Origin of the sequence: Streptococcus ovis DSM 16829 (assembly GCF_000380125.1) — a bacterium.
Lineage (GTDB): Bacteria > Bacillota > Bacilli > Lactobacillales > Streptococcaceae > Streptococcus > Streptococcus ovis.
Window position 1 is genome coordinate 14030 of the sequence record NZ_KB904567.1, and the last position, 16439, is coordinate 30468.

A 16439-nucleotide genomic window follows, 5' to 3' on the forward strand; every position below is an offset into this window, starting at 1 on the left:
AAACTCAAATAAGTTCATCTTATCTGAGTTTTTTATCCAGTTATTGTCCTGCAGTAGCGTTTGGTGCTGGTGCAGGCTCAGTTGAAGTAGCTGTAGGATCATTACTTGCTGGGGTTCCTACACTTGGAGTAGAAGTAACAGTGGCTGCGGTAGTGCTTTCTACTGGAGCGGCGCTAGTCGTCGTGTAATTGGTATCACTAACATATGTATTGTAACGCGGCTGAGCTCCTGCAAGATAGAGATAGGAGCCTGAGCGGTAGAGGCCATCTGGCATTTCCCAATCAGTAGCTGTTTCTACCGGATTAAGGTAGGTCATCATGCTTCGGAAAACATCCGTTGCAACCAAGATACCGTTATCTAGGATTGGTGTTGACCGATTCGAATAGCCTGTCCAAACTGCCATAGAGTATTTTGTGGAGAAGCCGACAAAATTCTCATCTGGAGCAATCATGGAACTATAATGAGCAGCTTCGTTCGAAGTTAAAATAGTCTCTAACTCTGTATCAGAGTAGTTAGATGTTCCAGTTTTTCCGGCTTGTGGGACACCGCTAACGGCTCCGTTGAGACCATTTCCATAAGTCATAACACTTTTTAGAACGTCAGTCATCATATAGGCAATTTCCGGTGTTAATACTTGTTTGCCTTCTGGAGCGAATTCTTTGGTGGTATTATCGGTGAAAACCACTTTATTGACGTATTGAGGCTTGTAGTAAGTACCACCGTTTGAGAAGACCGCATAGGCTGCAGCCATCTTTTCAGTGCTGGCTCCGTATTTACTGCTAGAGTCGGCAGTGTTACTAGAAATCGCATTTGAGTAGTGGATCTCAGGATATTCAATACCGACACTGCTCAAAAATTCTTTAGCTTTATCCAGACCTGTAGCTTCTAGAACTTTAACAGCTGGCACATTTCTAGAGTACTGTAAAGCGGACCGGAAGGTCATGGCGCCATAATAGGACTTGTCCCAGTTGTAAACAGGAGTCGTTGTTCCTGGATAGTAATATGGATTGTCGATGATGCTATCTGCTGTTGATGTATAGACACCGTTTTTTAATGCTGGGGCATAATCTGTGATTGGTTTCATGGTTGACCCGAAATCACGATTGGTTTCAACGGCCTGGTTCGTCCCGAAAGAAACATTGCTAGCCTGGTGACGTGAACCAAGTTGAGCCACTACTTTACCGTTTGTCACATCGACTACGGTAGAGGCTACTTGGATAGTATCATCGGGGTAATTGACATAGTCAGGAGTATTATAGATATTCCAGAGTTGCTCTTGAGCCTTTGGATCCACATTCGTATAGACATCCATTCCGGTTGTCAGTAGATTGTAGCCTGTTTTTGTTTCCACTTCTTCGATGACTTCTTTTAAGTAGTTGTCCATATAGGTTGGATAGGAAGAAGTGTTGGTCAGTGGTTGAAGACCATCTGTCACAGGTGTAGCGACAGCAATGTCGTATTGCTCTTTGGTGACATACTTTTCTTCTAGCATTTCGCCAAGGACAATATCGCGTCTGTGTTTTGCGGCCTCTGGTTGTGTATAAGGATCGTACTGGTTGGGAGCTTGTGGCATCCCAGCTAAAAGAGCAATTTGAGATAAATTCAAATCTTTTAACTCTTTGCCGTAATAAGCATTCGCAGCAGTTTTCATACCGTAATTTCCATTTGACATATAGACCTTATTGATATAGTAAGTCAAAATTTCTTGTTTGGTATTCCGTCTTTCCAATTGCATAGCAAGCCAAGCTTCTTGGATTTTTCGTTTGATATTTTGATCTTCAGTCGAGGTAGAGAAATAAGACAGTTTGATAAATTGCTGATCTAAAGTAGAACCACCTTGAAGATTGCCACTCGTTAAATTGTTTAAGAATGCACCAGCAATTCGGATAACATCGACTCCTCGATGATTGAAGAACCGTTGATCCTCAATGGCTACAATGGCGTTGACTAAGTCACTTGGGATTTCTGCTGTCTTTGCATTTGAACGCTTTTCAGAACCTAAGTCAGTAATGAGCTGTCCATTTTTATCGTAAATCTTACTAGAAGTTGTGGCTGTCAAAGCCTCTTCAGTCAGTTTTGGAGCTGTTCGAACATAGTGTGCTACAAGCGTAGCTCCCGCGAGTGTCACAATGATAAAGCCAGCTAGAAGGATATTGGCTATTATGACAAGTATTCTTTTTAAGGTCTCATTTTTCAAAATGGTCACCACCTAATAATTTTTCTTCTACAATCTTTAGATAGGGAAGGCTGGGATAGCCTCCCATTTGTATCTCAAAACCGTTTTTCCGAATGTAATCAATCGGCATAGATTTTCCACCGTTGTCAATCTGATAGAAGTCAATCAACTTTTGTGCTGGTAAGAGATAGGTTTTTTTCAGGGTTGAGAAGTGAAGGAGAACAAAACAAATTCCTTTTTGTTGTAATACCTGCGCCATGTGTTGAATCTGATGGCTATGAAAGTTTTTCATGGGCATCGCCGTTTTTTGCCTTGTTTCCTTAGCCTCAAAATCGATATAATAGCCCTTGTAAACACCAGAGTAATCTGTGGTAGAAGCTTGTCTGAAATAGGCCTCTACAATTTTAGCTCGACTACGTTTAGGGTAATCTACTTTGACAATTTGCACAGGTGTTGGTTTTTTATGAATAACAGCTGTACCATGAGCCAAGTAGTATTGATTACTGTCATTAATAGCAGATTCAAAACTCATTCCACGATTTGCAAAGTCTATTTGCTTTTTGCGAGGAGATGGGTGCAGGCCTATGATGTTTTTCTTCACCTGATGAGGATAATTGACCATAGAACTCCTTCTTGATAGAATAATATCAGCATATTATACCATATTATAAGAAAAGAGTACAAGGATTGAGTATGAAAAGTGTATTAGTAGCGGGATATAAGCAACATGATTTGGGGATTTTTTCGGACAAAGACCCCAAAATTCAAATTATCAAAGAGGCTATTCGAAGAGATTGTACTCGAATGTTAGAAAATGGTGTTGAATGGTTTATTTTTACTGGAAATCTGGGTTTCGAGTATTGGACTTTAGAGGTGGTAGAAGAGCTCCGGACTAAAGGATTTGCTATTCAGACGGCAACGATTTTTCCGTTTGCGACTCATGGTGAAAACTGGAACGAGGGAAATCAACAAAAATTGGCTCTTTTCCAACAGGCGGATTTTGTAAAGAGTGCTTATCCCCGTTATGAAAATCCTAGTCAGTTTCGAGACTTTAATCAGTTTTTGCTAGAAAATACAGACGGTGCCTATCTTTTTTACGATACAGAAAATGAGACGAATTTGAAATATTTGTACCAAATGATCTCACAAAAAGAGGAATACCCAGTTCAAGTCCTTCACTTTGATGATTTAAATGACCTAGCAGAAAATTTTACAAGAAATAGATGATTTGGCTTGCTTTTTGCCTATATTTTATAATATACTAGAAGTAGCGACATTTTAGATTAGGGAGAGAGCAATGGCAACCATTAAATTTACGACAAAAGATATTTATGAGCAAGATTTTAAAATTGGATTTCGTGGGTATGATCAGGATGAGGTGAACGATTTCCTAGATAACATTATGAAAGACTACGATGCCTATGAAGCAATCATCAAAGAGCTCAAAGGAGAAATTGCTCGATTGAAAGCGCAGGTGGCAAATGCACCTAAAGCTGCGCCAGCTCCTGTAGCAGAAGAATCAGATACATTACGTACAGAACGTGCTTCTTCTGCAACAAACTTTGATATTTTACGCCGTTTAAACCGTCTAGAAAAGGAAGTCTTCGGCAAGCAAATTGCGCAAGAACAAGAATAAGTAGTGTAAAATGAGAGGTGCAATTTTTGGATAATCGCGTGGTAGTTTGCTACCATGAGGAAAGTCCATGCTAGCACTGGCTGTGATGCCGGTAGTGTTTGTGCTAGGCGAATGCATAAGCCTAGGGACATAGTAATATGTTACGGCGAGTAAAAGGGCTACGTCTTTCTGATATGCCTGAATAGCTCTGAAAGTGCCACAGTGACGTAGTTTTTATGGAAACATAAAAAGTGGAACGCGGTAAACCCCTCAAGCTAGCAACCCAAATTTTGGTCGGGGCATGGGAAAGCTGGAAACGAACGGTCTTTCCTGACTGTATACCCATACAGTAGACAGATGATTATCGATGAAGGCAATACCTAGTTGCCTTCGGAACAAAACATGGCTTACAGAAAATTGCATACATAGGTTGAGTCTAGGACGAATGTACCTAGACTTTCTTGTTATGGTAGTGTAAAAACTTCAAAAAAGTCAACTGTAACAGATAGATAAAAGTGAGAAGAATGAAAAAAACATTTAATGTTATTGCAACAGCTGCGGCTGGTTTAGAGGCGGTAGTTGGTCGAGAATTACGAGAATTGGGCTATGAGTGCCAAGTTGAAAACGGACGAGTTCGATTTTCAGGTGGAATCGATGCCATTATCGAAACCAATCTTTGGTTGAGAGCTGCGGATCGGATTAAACTGATCGTTGGTCAATTTCCAGCACGGACTTTTGAAGAATTGTTTCAAGGAGTATTTGCCTTAGATTGGGAAAACTACCTGCCCTTGGGCTGCAAATTTCCAATTTCAAAGGCAAAATGTGTCAAATCAAAGTTACACAATGAGCCAAGTGTTCAAGCAATTTCTAAAAAAGCGGTTGTCAAGAAATTGCAGAAGCACTTCCATCGTCCAGAAGGGGTTCCACTTCAGGAAGTTGGAGCTGAATTTAAGATTGAAGTCTCTATTTTGAAAGATGTTGCCACTGTCATGATTGATACGACAGGCTCTAGTTTATTTAAGCGTGGCTATCGTGTGGAGAAAGGTGGAGCACCTATCAAAGAAAATATGGCGGCGGCCATTTTACAACTTTCGAATTGGTATCCCGATAAACCACTGATCGATCCAACTTGTGGTTCAGGAACTTTTTGTATTGAGGCGGCGATGATGGCACGTCGAATGGCTCCTGGTTTGAAAAGACGATTTGCCTTTGAAGAATGGAATTGGGTCGACCAGCAGTTGGTGCAGCAACATCGTCAAAAAGCCCAGGAAATGATTCGGACAGATATTGAGTTGGATATTTTGGGGACAGATATTGATGCACGAATGATCGAGATTGCCAAGAAAAATGCCTTTGCAGCTGGTGTTGACCAAGACATTACCTTCAAACAAATGCGTCTTCAAGATTTAAAAACCGAAAAGATTAATGGTGTGATTCTGTCAAACCCACCATATGGTGAGCGTTTGTTGGACGACGACGCAATTGCCCAATTGTATAAAGAAATGGGGCAAACCTTCGCGCCATTAACAACCTGGTCAAAATTTATCCTAACCAGTGATGAAAAATTCGAAGCTCGTTATGGCAGTGTAGCTGATAAAAAGAGAAAACTTTACAACGGAACGCTAAAAGTTGACTTGTATCAATTCTTTGGTCAACGAGTCAAACGTTCTAGCTAAGTAGGAGGACAAGATAATGGCGAAAAAAAAGCGGAAGCAGTACCATCCCAAAGTGGCGTCTTCAGAAGAAAAAAACTTGGAGTTTGATGCTGCAAAAGAAATGACCGTGGGTCAAATTGCTCGCAGGCAAAAGGAATTACAAGATGGTGTTGAAGAAAATGACAATATCTTAGATCGCTATATCAAGCAACACAGAGAAGATATAGAAGCAGAGAAATTTGAAACAATTATCAGTTCGGCACCGCTAGTTCCAGAAGAAGTTCCAATGGAGACTCCTGACGAAACCACCGAAATAGAGGCGCAAGAAAAGGCAGCTGATATAGTGGAACCAGAATTGCAACCTCAGTCAGTTGAGCCAGAACAGGTGATAGTTGCAGATTCTCTAAAAACTCCAATCGAACCATTAGAGGAAACAGAAGATGTTGTGACTGAAACAAACAATTCAGGTAAAAAGAAGGCTTTTGTCTGGGGAGGACTGGGTACTATTTTGCTTGGTTCGCTAGCAGGTGCTTATATTTGGTTCAATTCATCATCACCAACTAGTCGTACCTCATCAACAACTGCGAGTAAACAAACTACAACGTCCAGCTCAAGTGAGAAAGATGCCAATGTGACAGCTTTTGAAACCTTGTATAAGACCTTCTTTACAGATAGTAGTCAAACTAAGATTAAAAATGATATGTTTGGCAAGCTTCCTGAATTGAAGACGGCGTTGGAGAAAATCGGAAGTACAGCAAAAGGGTATGGCTCAGCAAAGGCAAAATATGAGGCACTTGAAAAAGCCATCAAAGCGATTCAAACAATTAATGGGCAATTTGATAAATCGGCAATTGTAAATGGTGAGTTGGACACAACAGCGACTGTAAAAGCCAATGCAACTTTTACAGCTACCACAACTGGTTTATCAGCAGTCGATGCCTTATTGACATCTGCTATAAATTTTGGTCGCACACAGGATGTACCTAAGTCTTCCGAGGCGCCAGCCCAAACAGCGGGAACAGATTCGGGCAACAATAGTGTAGCAGCTGCAACTCCAGCACCATCTCCGGCGCCAGCCCCGTCTGTAGAACCAGCAGGAAATGTACAGAATCCAGCGCCAGCAGGCAACGCTAGTACAGGTGGATTGTATGGTATTCCAGTGCCTGCTGGAGTGACTCTACAACGAAATTTAAGTCGTGTGCCATATGACCAATCAAAAATTGATGATGTCAATAACGAGGCTTGGATTTTTAATCCTGGTGTTTTGGAGAAAATTATTGCCATTTCTCAACAACGTGGCTATATTGTGGGCAATCAATATATTTTGGAAAAAGTCAATATCATCAATGGAAGAGGCTATTACAATCTATTCCGCCCAGATGGAACATACCTCTTTTCGATTAACTGTAAGACAGGTTATTTCGTTGGGAATGGTGCTGGTTATGCAGATGATGTCGATTTTTAATAAACAAAAACAGCCATTCGGATTGCGCAGTTGAAACACAACAAGGCTAGGACATTGTCCTAGCCTTGTTGTCTTTTATTGGAGATACATGTCAGTATTATTGTCACACTAATCGGCGTTCAAACGGATCATCGGAAATGCCCTGTTCTAGGATCAGTTTTGCCCATTCCTTTGCAGAAAAGAGGCTGTGGTCCTTGTAGTTTCCACAAGATTCAATCGTTGTACCAGGAACATCTTCCCAAGTCGTGACATGGGCGATTTCTTTCAGACAATCCTTAATAATCAGTGCGATTTCAGTTGAAGAATGTTGTCCCCACATAATCATATGAAAACCAGTTCGACAACCAAATGGGGAACAATCAATCATCCCATCGATTCGTTGGCGAATGAGCCCTGCCAGTAAATGCTCAATAGTGTGCAATCCGGCCGTCGGGATAGAATCTTTATTTGGCTGGACGAAACGGATGTCAAAATTGGTAATGATATCCCCTTTCGGCCCTGCCTCTTCCGATATTAATCGGACATAGGGGGCCTTGACAGCAGTGTGATCTAATTCAAAACTTTCAACAATTACTTTTTTAGTCATAATGGTCTCCTTTTATTCTTTAATTGATTATATCATATTTAAAATTTGATTTGTGAAATCGTTTGAAATATGTTAAAATGATAAAGGATTTTTTACAAAATCTAATTAAAAAAACGAGGTGGAAAATGGATATTATGTTTGTCGTAATTGCCCTAGTTTCCGCGCTCATTGGTTTAGTAATAGGTTATCTAGCCATTTCTGTAAAGATGAAATCTGCTAAGGAAACAGCAGAATTGACACTTTTGAATGCTGAACAAGAAGCAAGTAATATCCGTGGAAAGGCTGAGCAAGAGGCAGAATCAATTGTGAAGACTGCTGAACGCGACCGCCAATCCTTGAAAAAAGAATTGCTTTTGGAAGCCAAGGAAGAGGCTCGTAAGTATCGAGAAGAAATTGCAGAGGAATTCAAGTCTGAAAGACAAGAACTTCGTCAAGCGGAATTGCGGTTGACGGAGCGAGCTAGCAGTTTGGATCGCAAGGATGACAACTTGACGAGCAAGGAAAAGACTTTGGAGCAAAAAGAACAAAGTCTGACAGATAAGTCTAAACACATTGACGAGCGTGAGAAACAGGTTGCGCAATTAGAAGAGCAAAAGGCTCTTGAATTAGAAAAAGTAGCTTCTTTGAGTCAAGAAGAAGCTAAGGCATTAATTTTAGCGGATACGCGTGACAAATTATCCCATGAGGTTGCAACGCGTATTAAAGAGGCAGAGCGAGATGTTAAGGAACGTTCGGATAAGATTGCAAAAGATTTGTTAGCACAAGCCATGCAACGGATTTCTGGAGAATATGTTGCAGAACAGACCATTACCTCTGTGCATCTGCCAGATGATGCCATGAAGGGACGGATTATTGGCCGTGAGGGTCGTAACATTCGCACCTTTGAGAGTTTGACAGGGATTGACGTTATCATTGATGATACACCAGAAGTGGTTGTCTTGTCTGGATTTGATCCGATTCGTCGAGAAATCGCCCGCATGACCATGGAAGCCCTCCTCCAAGATGGCCGAATTCATCCAGCCCGTATTGAAGAGTTGGTGGAAAAATACCGTCTTGAAATGGACAATCGTATCCGCGAGTATGGTGAAGCAGCAGCTTATGAAATTGGGGCTCCAAACCTGCATCCTGATTTGATTAAGACAATGGGACGCCTACATTTCCGCACTTCTTATGGACAAAATGTTCTTCGTCATTCGATTGAGGTAGCGAAACTCTCAGGAGTATTGGCTGCTGAATTGGGCGAAAATGTCAACTTGGCTCGCCGTGCTGGTTTTTTGCATGATATCGGAAAAGCCATTGACCGTGAAGTCGATGGAAGCCACGTTGAAATTGGGACTGAATTGGCTCGTAAGTACAAGGAAAATCCTGTGGTTGTCAATACGATTGCTAGTCACCATGGAGATGTAGAAGCGCAAAGTACAATTGCAGTGATTGTTGCGGCTGCAGATGCTTTGAGTGCGGCTCGTCCAGGTTCACGCCGCGAGTCGATGGAAGCTTATATCAAACGTCTCCAAGACTTAGAAGAAATTGCTAATAGCTTTGAAGGAATCAAGCAGGCTTATGCAATTCAAGCAGGTCGTGAAGTCCGGATTATTGTTCATCCAAACATCGTCAATGATGATAAAGTGACCATTTTAGCACATGATATTCGTGAGAAAATTGAGAATAACTTGGATTACCCAGGGAATATCAAAATTACAGTCATTCGTGAGACTCGTGCAACAGATGTTGCAAAATAAAGTAAATGAAGAGTATCCTGAATTTTATTTGGGATACTTTTTTTGAAAATAAAGGTTTCTTTTTGACTTATCTGCTAGATACTGTAAAAGTGGAAACTGTAAAGAGGTTTTTTGAGTTAAAGTATTAGATGTCTTTTGTTTTCCCTCTTAAATAGTTTTTACAAATAAAGAAAAAAGAGGTAACTCAAAATGGCACAAGGTACAGTAAAATGGTTTAACGCAGAAAAAGGATTTGGTTTCATTTCACAAGAAAATGGACCAGATGTATTTGCACATTTTTCTGCCATCCAATCAAATGGTTTTAAATCATTAGAAGAAGGTCAAAAAGTATCGTTTGATGTGGAAGAAGGCCAGCGTGGATCACAAGCAACAAACATTACGAAACTTGCGTAAGGAATGAAGAGGAGCTATGATATCATAGCTTTTTTTTGTATTCTGAAGATAGATTGTGCCAAATAATAGAGTAGATAGCGGGAGTACGTTACTCGTTTGTAAAAGCTGAGATTGATAGCTGGAAAACATTCGATTTTAAGCTTGAAATATTAGGTCATTTCTGATACACTAAATAGAAAGATTGAGAAGGAGATGTCATGACGGAACGTGGATTATTGATCGTCTTTTCCGGACCATCGGGTGTTGGAAAAGGAACCGTTCGGAAAGAAATTTTTGAAAGCTCTGATAATAAATTTGAATATTCTGTGTCTATGACGACTCGCCCTCAGCGTCCTGGTGAGGTGGATGGAGTAGATTACTTTTTCCGGTCTCGGGAAGAGTTTGAAGATTTGATTCGTCAGGGTCAGATGTTGGAATACGCTGAATATGTTGGCAACTACTACGGAACTCCTTTGACCTATGTCAATGAGACTTTAGATCGCGGAGTGGATGTCTTTTTAGAAATTGAAGTCCAGGGTGCTCTGCAAGTGAAGCAGAAAGTGCCAGATGGTGTTTTTATTTTCTTGACGCCACCTGATTTAGAAGAATTACAAGAGCGGTTGGTTGGCCGTGGAACAGATAGCTCTGAGGTGATTGCTCAGCGGATTGAACGTGCCAAGGAAGAAATCGCCCTTATGCGTGAGTACGATTATGCAGTAGTCAATGATCAGGTCTCCTTGGCTGCAGAGCGTGTCAAGCGCATCATTGAAGCTGAGCATTTCCGAGTGGATCGTGTGATTGGCCGATATGATGAGATGATCCGAGAGCAGGTCACTGCTCGTTAAGTAAATATAGAAAAGAGAAACAAATATGATGTTGAAACCTTCCATTGATACCTTGTTGGACAAAGTACCATCCAAATATTCATTGGTTATTTTAGAAGCAAAACGGGCACACGAACTAGAATCAGGAGCCACCCCAACTCAGGAATTTACTTCTGTAAAATCTACTTTACGAGCCCTAGAAGAAATCGAGTCTGGCAATGTTATTATCCATCCAGATCCGGAAGCAAAACGTGAGGCTGTTCGCCGTCGTGCAGAAGAAGAGCGCCTTCGCCGTGAAGAAGAAGAACGCAAGATTAAAGAACAAATCGCTAAGGAAAAAGAAGAAGGCGAAAAAATCTAAAAGAAGAGGGGAGGGTTTCCCTCTTTTATTGTTCTTATTAGCATATGCTGATGGGAACGTGGTATAATGAAAAAATAATGAATATGAAAAAAGGAGATAGGATGATTGCTCAGGTAATTGTAGACCTGCCATTATTTCAGACGGATAAGCCCTTCAGCTATGTCGTTCCTAAAGACTTGGAGTCTGTGATACAGGTTGGGATGCGTGTTCATGTGCCATTTGGTAAGAGTAACCGCTTGATTCAAGGTTTAGTGGTTGCTACTGAGAATCAGGCGACAGATGAAGATTTAAAACCAATAGTTGAAGTCTTAGATTTTGCTCCTGTACTAACGGTTGAGCAATTGTGGCTCGCTGACCAGATACGTAAGACAGTGTTTTCCTATAAAATTTCAATTCTAAAGGCTATGTTACCGAATCTTCTGCAGTCTTCGTATGATAAAGTTTTGAAAAAAGAGGCGTCTCTGCCGGCAGAAGGGCATCTCTTATTTGGACAAGGTGAAAGCATTCTTTATTCTACCTTGAATGAAGAGCAAAAGAAACAAGCTATTGCCTTGATCCAAAAAGGAACTATTACTGTAGAATATTTAGCTAAGGACAAAAAGCAGATAAAGACAGAAAAATGGTACCGTGTCTGTCATGAAAAATTGGCTAAAATGGAGATCAACAATCGGGCCAAAAAACGGCTAGCTTTGCGAGAAGCATTAGGTACTAAAATCGAGGAAGAACCTCTTGCAGTATTGCGTGCTGACTACTCTACGGATATCATTCGTTTCTTTGAGGCTGCTGGTGCAATAGAAATCTGGGAACGTGAAGTGAGTCGCTTGCAGACTTTCTTTGACGGGGTTGAGCCAAGCCAACCTTTATGCTTAAACCCTGAGCAGGAGATTGCAAAAAGAGAGATTCTATCTCAAGTTGGTCGCGAGTCTCAAACTTATCTACTTCAGGGAGTAACAGGAAGTGGGAAGACAGAAGTTTATCTTCAAGTGATTGATGGTGTTTTAAAGATGGGCAAAACAGCCATTATGCTAGTGCCAGAAATTTCCTTAACACCACAGGTGACACGACGTTTTATTTCCCGCTTTGGACAAAAGGTAGCTATTTTGCATTCAGGACTTTCTGATGGAGAAAAATACGATGAATGGCGCAAAATTGAACGGGGAGAGGCGCGTGTTGTCGTCGGAGCTCGTTCAGCTATCTTTGCACCTTTAGAGAATATTGGCGCTATTATCATCGATGAGGAACATGAGGCAAGTTACAAGCAAGAAAGCAATCCCCGCTATCATGCACGGGAAGTCGCAAAACTGCGCGCGCAATACCACCAGGCTGCCTTGGTCTTAGGTTCTGCGACACCGAGTTTAGAAAGTAGAGCCAGGGCTAGTCGTGGCTTATATGCTCTCTTGCAATTAACCCAGAGGGCTAATCCGACAGCCTTCTTGCCTAGAGTTGAGGTCGTTGATTTTCGAGATTATATTGGTCAGCAGGAAAATGGCAATTATACCCCAAGATTAGTAGAAAAAATCAGAGAAAAGTTAGCTAAGCAAGAACAGGTGGTTCTCTTGCTTAATCGCAGAGGCTATTCTTCTTTTGTCATGTGTCGTGATTGTGGGACGGTTGATCAGTGTCCAAATTGTGATATTTCTTTAACCCTGCATATGGATACTCACTCGATGCAGTGTCATTATTGTGGCTTTCAAAAAGCGATTCCACGCGTGTGTCCAACTTGTTCGAGTTCTTCTATTCGGTATTATGGATCAGGGACACAAAAGGCTGTAGAAGAGTTGCAACAACTGATTCCAGAAGCTCGAATTTTGCGGATGGATGTCGATACAACTCGGAAAAAAGGAGCCCATGAAGCGCTGTTGCAACAATTTGAACGAGGAGAGGCTGACATTTTACTAGGAACACAGATGATTGCGAAAGGCTTGGATTTTCCAAATGTCACTTTAGTAGGGGTTCTTAATGCGGATACCGCTTTGCATTTGCCAGATTTTCGCTCCTCAGAACGAACTTTTCAGTTGTTGACGCAGGTGGCAGGACGAGCGGGACGAGCAGACAAACCTGGTGAGGTAATGATTCAGACCTATAATCCTAATCATTATGCGATTCAATTCGCACAAAATCAGGATTATGATGGGTTCTATCAATATGAAATGGGCATTCGTCGTAAGCTAGCTTATCCCCCCTATGCTTTTACGGTAGGCTTGACTTTCTCACATGGGAATGAGAATTTTGTCATTCAAAAATCTTATGAGATAATGGCTTTTCTAAGACAGGAATTATCCAACAAGATTCAGATTTTAGGACCCACTCCAAAACCGATTGCAAGAACGCATAATTTATATCATTATCAGATTTTGCTCAAATACCGTCAGGAAGAGCGCTTAGAAGCAACCTTGAATACTATTTTGGATTGGTCACAGGCTAAAGAACAAAAAGATTTACGCTTAATCATTGATAATGAACCACAAAATATCAGTTAAAGTCGTTTTTAACGGCTTTTTTGCTGAAAAGAGGCTATGATAAGGTAATTATAAACAAACATGGTATAATAAATAGAATACTATGTGGTTGGGCTTGATATAGTGTATTTGTCCCCTATTTCTTGTCTAGACCGCTATAAGGATGAAGAAATGATGACGAAAATTATTTTTATGGGAACCCCAGCTTTTGCAGCGACTGTTTTAGAGGGAATTGTAGCAGATGGGAAATATGAGGTGTTAGCAGTCGTCACTCAGCCAGATCGCGCTGTAGGACGGAAACGAAACATTCAGATGACACCTGTCAAAGAGATCGCTTTAAGGTATCAGTTCCCCATTTATCAGCCAGAAAAATTAACAGGGAGTCAAGAACTAGCAGAACTCTTGACCTTGGGAGCAGATGGGATCGTTACAGCAGCTTTTGGCCAATTTTTACCAACCAAGTTGCTTGATTCGGTGGATTTTGCAGTCAATGTTCATGCTTCTCTTTTGCCAAAATATCGTGGTGGAGCGCCCATTCATTATGCTCTCATCAACGGAGACGAACGCGCAGGCGTTACCATCATGGAAATGGTAAAGGAAATGGATGCGGGTGACATGATTGCTAGCGACAGTATTGTTATCGAAGAATCGGATAATGTCGGCACTCTTTTTGAAAAATTAGCAGTAGTCGGACGAGATTTGCTGTTACGAAGTCTGCCTCTTTATTTGACAGGAGAGTTACAGCCAATTGCTCAAGACACAAGTCAAGTTACTTTCTCTCCCAATATTCAGCCAGAAGAAGAACGACTTGATTGGCACAAATCAGCTCGTCAACTCTTTAATCAAGTACGGGGCATGTATCCATGGCCAGTTGCTCACACTCTTTGGAAAGGGGAGCGGTTTAAGATATATGAGGCAGTAGAAGTGGCAGGAACTGGTCAAGTAGGCCAAGTCATTGCTCGCACGAAGAAAGAGTTGGTTGTCGCAACGAGCCAAGGGGCACTATCCCTTAAAACCGTTCAACCAGCTGGCAAACCCAAAATGTCTATCGCTGATTTTCTAAATGGAGCAGGACGCGATGTAGCAGTAGGAGATCAATTTGGTGAGTAAGAAAGAAAATACGGCACGTAGTGTTGCCTTGAAAGTCTTACAAGAAGTTTTTGAAAAGGGGGCGTATTCGAATATTGCTCTCAATAAGGAATTGCAAATTGCAGATTTATCAGAAACGGACAAGCATCTAGTAACAGAATTGGTCTATGGGACAGTTGCGCGAAAAATTACGTTAGAATGGTATTTGGCACACGAAATTAAGGACCGAGATAAATTGGATAGTTGGGTTTATCTCTTGTTGATGCTGAGCCTTTATCAGATAATTTATCTAGATAAAATACCTGCCCATGCAGTTGTCCATGAAGCGGTACAAATAGCAAAACGTGGTCGTGGTACGGATAAATTTGTCAATGCAGTCTTGCGTTCGTTATTGGCGAAACCTTTGCCAGATATAGCAACTATAAAGCGCAAGAACAAGCGATTATCTGTTCAGTATTCTGCTCCTGTCTGGCTAGTGAAAACTCTTATTGAAGAATATGGCGACGAACGTGCAGAAGCGATTTTACAAAGTCTCTTTACTCGAAATAAGGCCAGTGTTCGTGTGACAGATGTTCAACAAAAAGATAAATTGGCAGAGGCATTTCAAGCGGAGCCGTCGCATTTGTCTTCTGTGGGATTAGTGAAATCAAGCGGGTATTTTGCTGGGACCACTGCCTTTCAAGAAGGATTGGTAACGATTCAAGATGAAACAAGTCAACTGGTTGCCCCTACATTAAAAATTGAGGGCTGGGAAGAAATACTAGATGCCTGTGCGGCTCCTGGCGGAAAAACGACTCATATGGCTTCCTACCTGACGAGTGGCCATATCACTGCCCTTGATTTGTACGACCATAAGTTAGCCTTGATTGAAGATAATGCTAAACGACTGGGAGTTTCCCAAAAAATAATTACTCGGAAGTTAGATGCAACGCAGGTAGCAGAAGCATTTGCACCAGATTCTTTCGACAAAATTTTAGTGGATGCCCCCTGCTCTGGAATTGGCCTTATACGGCGGAAACCGGATATCAAGTACAACAAGGAAGCTGGAGATTTTACAAGTCTTCAGCACGTTCAATTGTCAATACTGGACAGCGTTTGCCAAACCGTTAAAAAAGGTGGTATAATAACCTATAGTACGTGTACGATTGTGGCCAAGGAAAATCAAGAAGTACTGCAACGTTTCTTGGAAAGTCATCCAAATTTTGAGCAGGTCGAATTGACACATGAATGCACAGACATTGTTCATGATGGGTATCTATTGATTACACCAGAGCAATACATGACAGATGGATTTTTCATCGGTCAAGTGAGAAGAAAATCCTAAATTAGAGGAGGAAGCTGATTCGTCAGCGATAAGAATATATGGAAATTGCACTATTAACTGATGTTGGACAAAAACGTTCTAACAACCAAGATTATGTGAACCGCTATACAAATAGAGCAGGTATTGATTTGATTGTGCTTGCTGACGGTATGGGGGGACATCGTGCAGGTCATATCGCTAGTGAAATGACAGCGACTGACTTGGGAACTAGTTGGGTGGATACTCAGTTAGATACATTAAATGATGTGCGTGGTTGGTTTGTAGACGTGATTGAGGCAGAAAACCAAAAAATTTACGAACTAGGTCAGACCGAGGAATACAATGGGATGGGAACTACTCTTGAAGCAGTAGTTGTCATTGAGCAGCAAATGATCTATGCTCACATTGGAGACTCAAGGATTGGTTTGGTTCGAAATGGTGAATACAGCCAATTGACGAGTGATCATTCACTGGTTGGTGCATTGGTACGAGCTGGTCAAATCACAGAGGAGGAAGCACGTCGGCATCCTCAGAAAAATATCATCACGCAGTCTATCGGGCAACATGATCCGGTTGAAGCAGATATTGCTTTGAAAACTTTAGAAATTGGAGATTACATCGTTATCAATAGTGATGGTTTGACCAACATGGTTTCGAAAGAAGATATCCGTGATATTATGATGAGCGACGTCCCTCTGGCAAGCAAGGCCGAGACCTTGATTCGTTTTGCAAATAATGCTGGTGGAACAGATAATATTACGGTAGCTCTTCTTCATGTGCCAGAGGAGGGCTAAT

General features: G+C 41.4%; 15 protein-coding genes and 1 other RNA gene. 13 read left to right on the plus strand and 3 right to left on the minus strand.

The window, feature by feature from the left end; all coding sequences use genetic code 11:
- Nucleotides 1-40 precede the first annotated feature (40 nt).
- Together pbp1a and recU are read right to left on the minus strand one after the other, a co-directional pair.
- Nucleotides 41-2197, minus strand: a complete 2157-nt coding sequence (pbp1a, locus tag A3I9_RS0104135) for a penicillin-binding protein PBP1A (RefSeq protein WP_026217318.1) — start codon at nucleotides 2195-2197, stop codon at nucleotides 41-43.
- A complete protein-coding gene (gene recU, locus A3I9_RS0104140) occupies nucleotides 2187-2798 on the minus strand; it encodes a Holliday junction resolvase RecU (RefSeq protein WP_018377796.1) in 612 nt (203 codons plus the stop codon). The genes pbp1a and recU overlap by 11 nt, the downstream gene beginning before the upstream one ends.
- A gap of 71 nt (nucleotides 2799-2869) precedes the next feature.
- On the opposite strand from recU, the gene A3I9_RS0104145 reads away from it, so the two are divergent.
- From A3I9_RS0104145 to A3I9_RS0104160, 5 genes are all read left to right on the plus strand, one after another.
- Nucleotides 2870-3403 carry an SLOG family protein gene (locus A3I9_RS0104145; RefSeq protein ID WP_018377797.1) on the plus strand — a complete coding sequence of 178 codons (534 nt, stop codon included), beginning with the start codon at nucleotides 2870-2872 and terminating at the stop codon, nucleotides 3401-3403.
- Nucleotides 3404-3473: 70 nt separating this feature from the next.
- Nucleotides 3474-3812, plus strand: coding sequence for a cell division regulator GpsB (gene gpsB / locus A3I9_RS0104150; protein WP_018377798.1), 339 nt, complete (start codon nucleotides 3474-3476; stop codon nucleotides 3810-3812).
- 22 nt (nucleotides 3813-3834) lie between these two features.
- An RNA gene (gene rnpB / locus A3I9_RS13165) (RNase P RNA component class B) lies at nucleotides 3835-4206 on the plus strand.
- Nucleotides 4207-4315: 109 nt separating this feature from the next.
- Nucleotides 4316-5467 (plus strand): THUMP domain-containing class I SAM-dependent RNA methyltransferase, encoded by a 1152-nt coding sequence (locus A3I9_RS0104155; protein ID WP_018377799.1) that lies wholly within the window; start codon nucleotides 4316-4318, stop codon nucleotides 5465-5467.
- Nucleotides 5468-5483: 16 nt separating this feature from the next.
- The gene (locus tag A3I9_RS0104160; RefSeq protein ID WP_018377800.1) at nucleotides 5484-6911 is read left to right on the plus strand and encodes a cell division site-positioning protein MapZ family protein; all 1428 of its coding nucleotides are present in this window, start codon (nucleotides 5484-5486) and stop codon (nucleotides 6909-6911) included.
- A 103-nt stretch (nucleotides 6912-7014) separates the two neighbouring features.
- Here the strand turns inward: A3I9_RS0104160 and A3I9_RS0104165 are convergent, their stop codons facing one another.
- Nucleotides 7015-7497 carry an S-ribosylhomocysteine lyase gene (locus A3I9_RS0104165; protein WP_018377801.1) on the minus strand — a complete coding sequence of 161 codons (483 nt, stop codon included), beginning with the start codon at nucleotides 7495-7497 and terminating at the stop codon, nucleotides 7015-7017.
- Nucleotides 7498-7622: 125 nt separating this feature from the next.
- Between A3I9_RS0104165 and A3I9_RS0104170 the strand changes: the two genes are divergently transcribed.
- From A3I9_RS0104170 to A3I9_RS0104205, 8 genes are all read left to right on the plus strand, one after another.
- Nucleotides 7623-9236 (plus strand): ribonuclease Y, encoded by a 1614-nt coding sequence (locus A3I9_RS0104170; protein ID WP_018377802.1) that lies wholly within the window; start codon nucleotides 7623-7625, stop codon nucleotides 9234-9236.
- Nucleotides 9237-9425: 189 nt separating this feature from the next.
- Nucleotides 9426-9629 (plus strand): cold-shock protein, encoded by a 204-nt coding sequence (locus A3I9_RS0104175; protein ID WP_018377803.1) that lies wholly within the window; start codon nucleotides 9426-9428, stop codon nucleotides 9627-9629.
- A gap of 197 nt (nucleotides 9630-9826) precedes the next feature.
- Nucleotides 9827-10453: a guanylate kinase gene (gene gmk, locus A3I9_RS0104180; RefSeq protein WP_018377804.1), complete on the plus strand. Its 627-nt coding sequence runs from the start codon at nucleotides 9827-9829 to the stop codon at nucleotides 10451-10453.
- Between the two features lie 25 nt (nucleotides 10454-10478).
- The gene (gene rpoZ, locus A3I9_RS0104185; RefSeq protein WP_018377805.1) at nucleotides 10479-10793 is read left to right on the plus strand and encodes a DNA-directed RNA polymerase subunit omega; all 315 of its coding nucleotides are present in this window, start codon (nucleotides 10479-10481) and stop codon (nucleotides 10791-10793) included.
- Between the two features lie 101 nt (nucleotides 10794-10894).
- On the plus strand, nucleotides 10895-13273 hold the full coding sequence (locus A3I9_RS0104190) for a primosomal protein N' (protein ID WP_018377806.1): 2379 nt from the start codon (nucleotides 10895-10897) through the stop codon (nucleotides 13271-13273).
- Between the two features lie 153 nt (nucleotides 13274-13426).
- Nucleotides 13427-14362 (plus strand): methionyl-tRNA formyltransferase, encoded by a 936-nt coding sequence (gene fmt / locus A3I9_RS0104195; protein WP_026217320.1) that lies wholly within the window; start codon nucleotides 13427-13429, stop codon nucleotides 14360-14362.
- Complete coding sequence (gene rsmB / locus A3I9_RS0104200; protein ID WP_018377808.1) at nucleotides 14352-15665, plus strand: 16S rRNA (cytosine(967)-C(5))-methyltransferase RsmB; 1314 nt, start codon at nucleotides 14352-14354, stop codon at nucleotides 15663-15665. The genes fmt and rsmB overlap by 11 nt, the downstream gene beginning before the upstream one ends.
- Before the next feature lie 38 nt (nucleotides 15666-15703).
- A complete protein-coding gene (locus A3I9_RS0104205; RefSeq protein ID WP_018377809.1) occupies nucleotides 15704-16438 on the plus strand; it encodes a Stp1/IreP family PP2C-type Ser/Thr phosphatase in 735 nt (244 codons plus the stop codon).
- Nucleotide 16439: the final 1 nt, after the last annotated feature.

What these genes read in the sequence shown, in the direction of transcription:
- recU (WP_018377796.1), bottom strand. Translation starts at nt 2,798, where the DNA reads ATGGTCAATTATCCTCATCAGGTGAAGAAAAACATCATAGGCCTGCAC.
- A3I9_RS0104145 (WP_018377797.1), top strand. Translation starts at nt 2,870, where the DNA reads ATGAAAAGTGTATTAGTAGCGGGATATAAGCAACATGATTTGGGGATT.
- gpsB (WP_018377798.1), top strand. Translation starts at nt 3,474, where the DNA reads ATGGCAACCATTAAATTTACGACAAAAGATATTTATGAGCAAGATTTT.
- A3I9_RS0104155 (WP_018377799.1), top strand. Translation starts at nt 4,316, where the DNA reads ATGAAAAAAACATTTAATGTTATTGCAACAGCTGCGGCTGGTTTAGAG.
- A3I9_RS0104160 (WP_018377800.1), top strand. Translation starts at nt 5,484, where the DNA reads ATGGCGAAAAAAAAGCGGAAGCAGTACCATCCCAAAGTGGCGTCTTCA.
- A3I9_RS0104165 (WP_018377801.1), bottom strand. Translation starts at nt 7,497, where the DNA reads ATGACTAAAAAAGTAATTGTTGAAAGTTTTGAATTAGATCACACTGCT.
- A3I9_RS0104170 (WP_018377802.1), top strand. Translation starts at nt 7,623, where the DNA reads ATGGATATTATGTTTGTCGTAATTGCCCTAGTTTCCGCGCTCATTGGT.
- A3I9_RS0104175 (WP_018377803.1), top strand. Translation starts at nt 9,426, where the DNA reads ATGGCACAAGGTACAGTAAAATGGTTTAACGCAGAAAAAGGATTTGGT.
- gmk (WP_018377804.1), top strand. Translation starts at nt 9,827, where the DNA reads ATGACGGAACGTGGATTATTGATCGTCTTTTCCGGACCATCGGGTGTT.
- rpoZ (WP_018377805.1), top strand. Translation starts at nt 10,479, where the DNA reads ATGATGTTGAAACCTTCCATTGATACCTTGTTGGACAAAGTACCATCC.
- A3I9_RS0104190 (WP_018377806.1), top strand. Translation starts at nt 10,895, where the DNA reads ATGATTGCTCAGGTAATTGTAGACCTGCCATTATTTCAGACGGATAAG.
- fmt (WP_026217320.1), top strand. Translation starts at nt 13,427, where the DNA reads ATGACGAAAATTATTTTTATGGGAACCCCAGCTTTTGCAGCGACTGTT.
- A3I9_RS0104205 (WP_018377809.1), top strand. Translation starts at nt 15,704, where the DNA reads ATGGAAATTGCACTATTAACTGATGTTGGACAAAAACGTTCTAACAAC.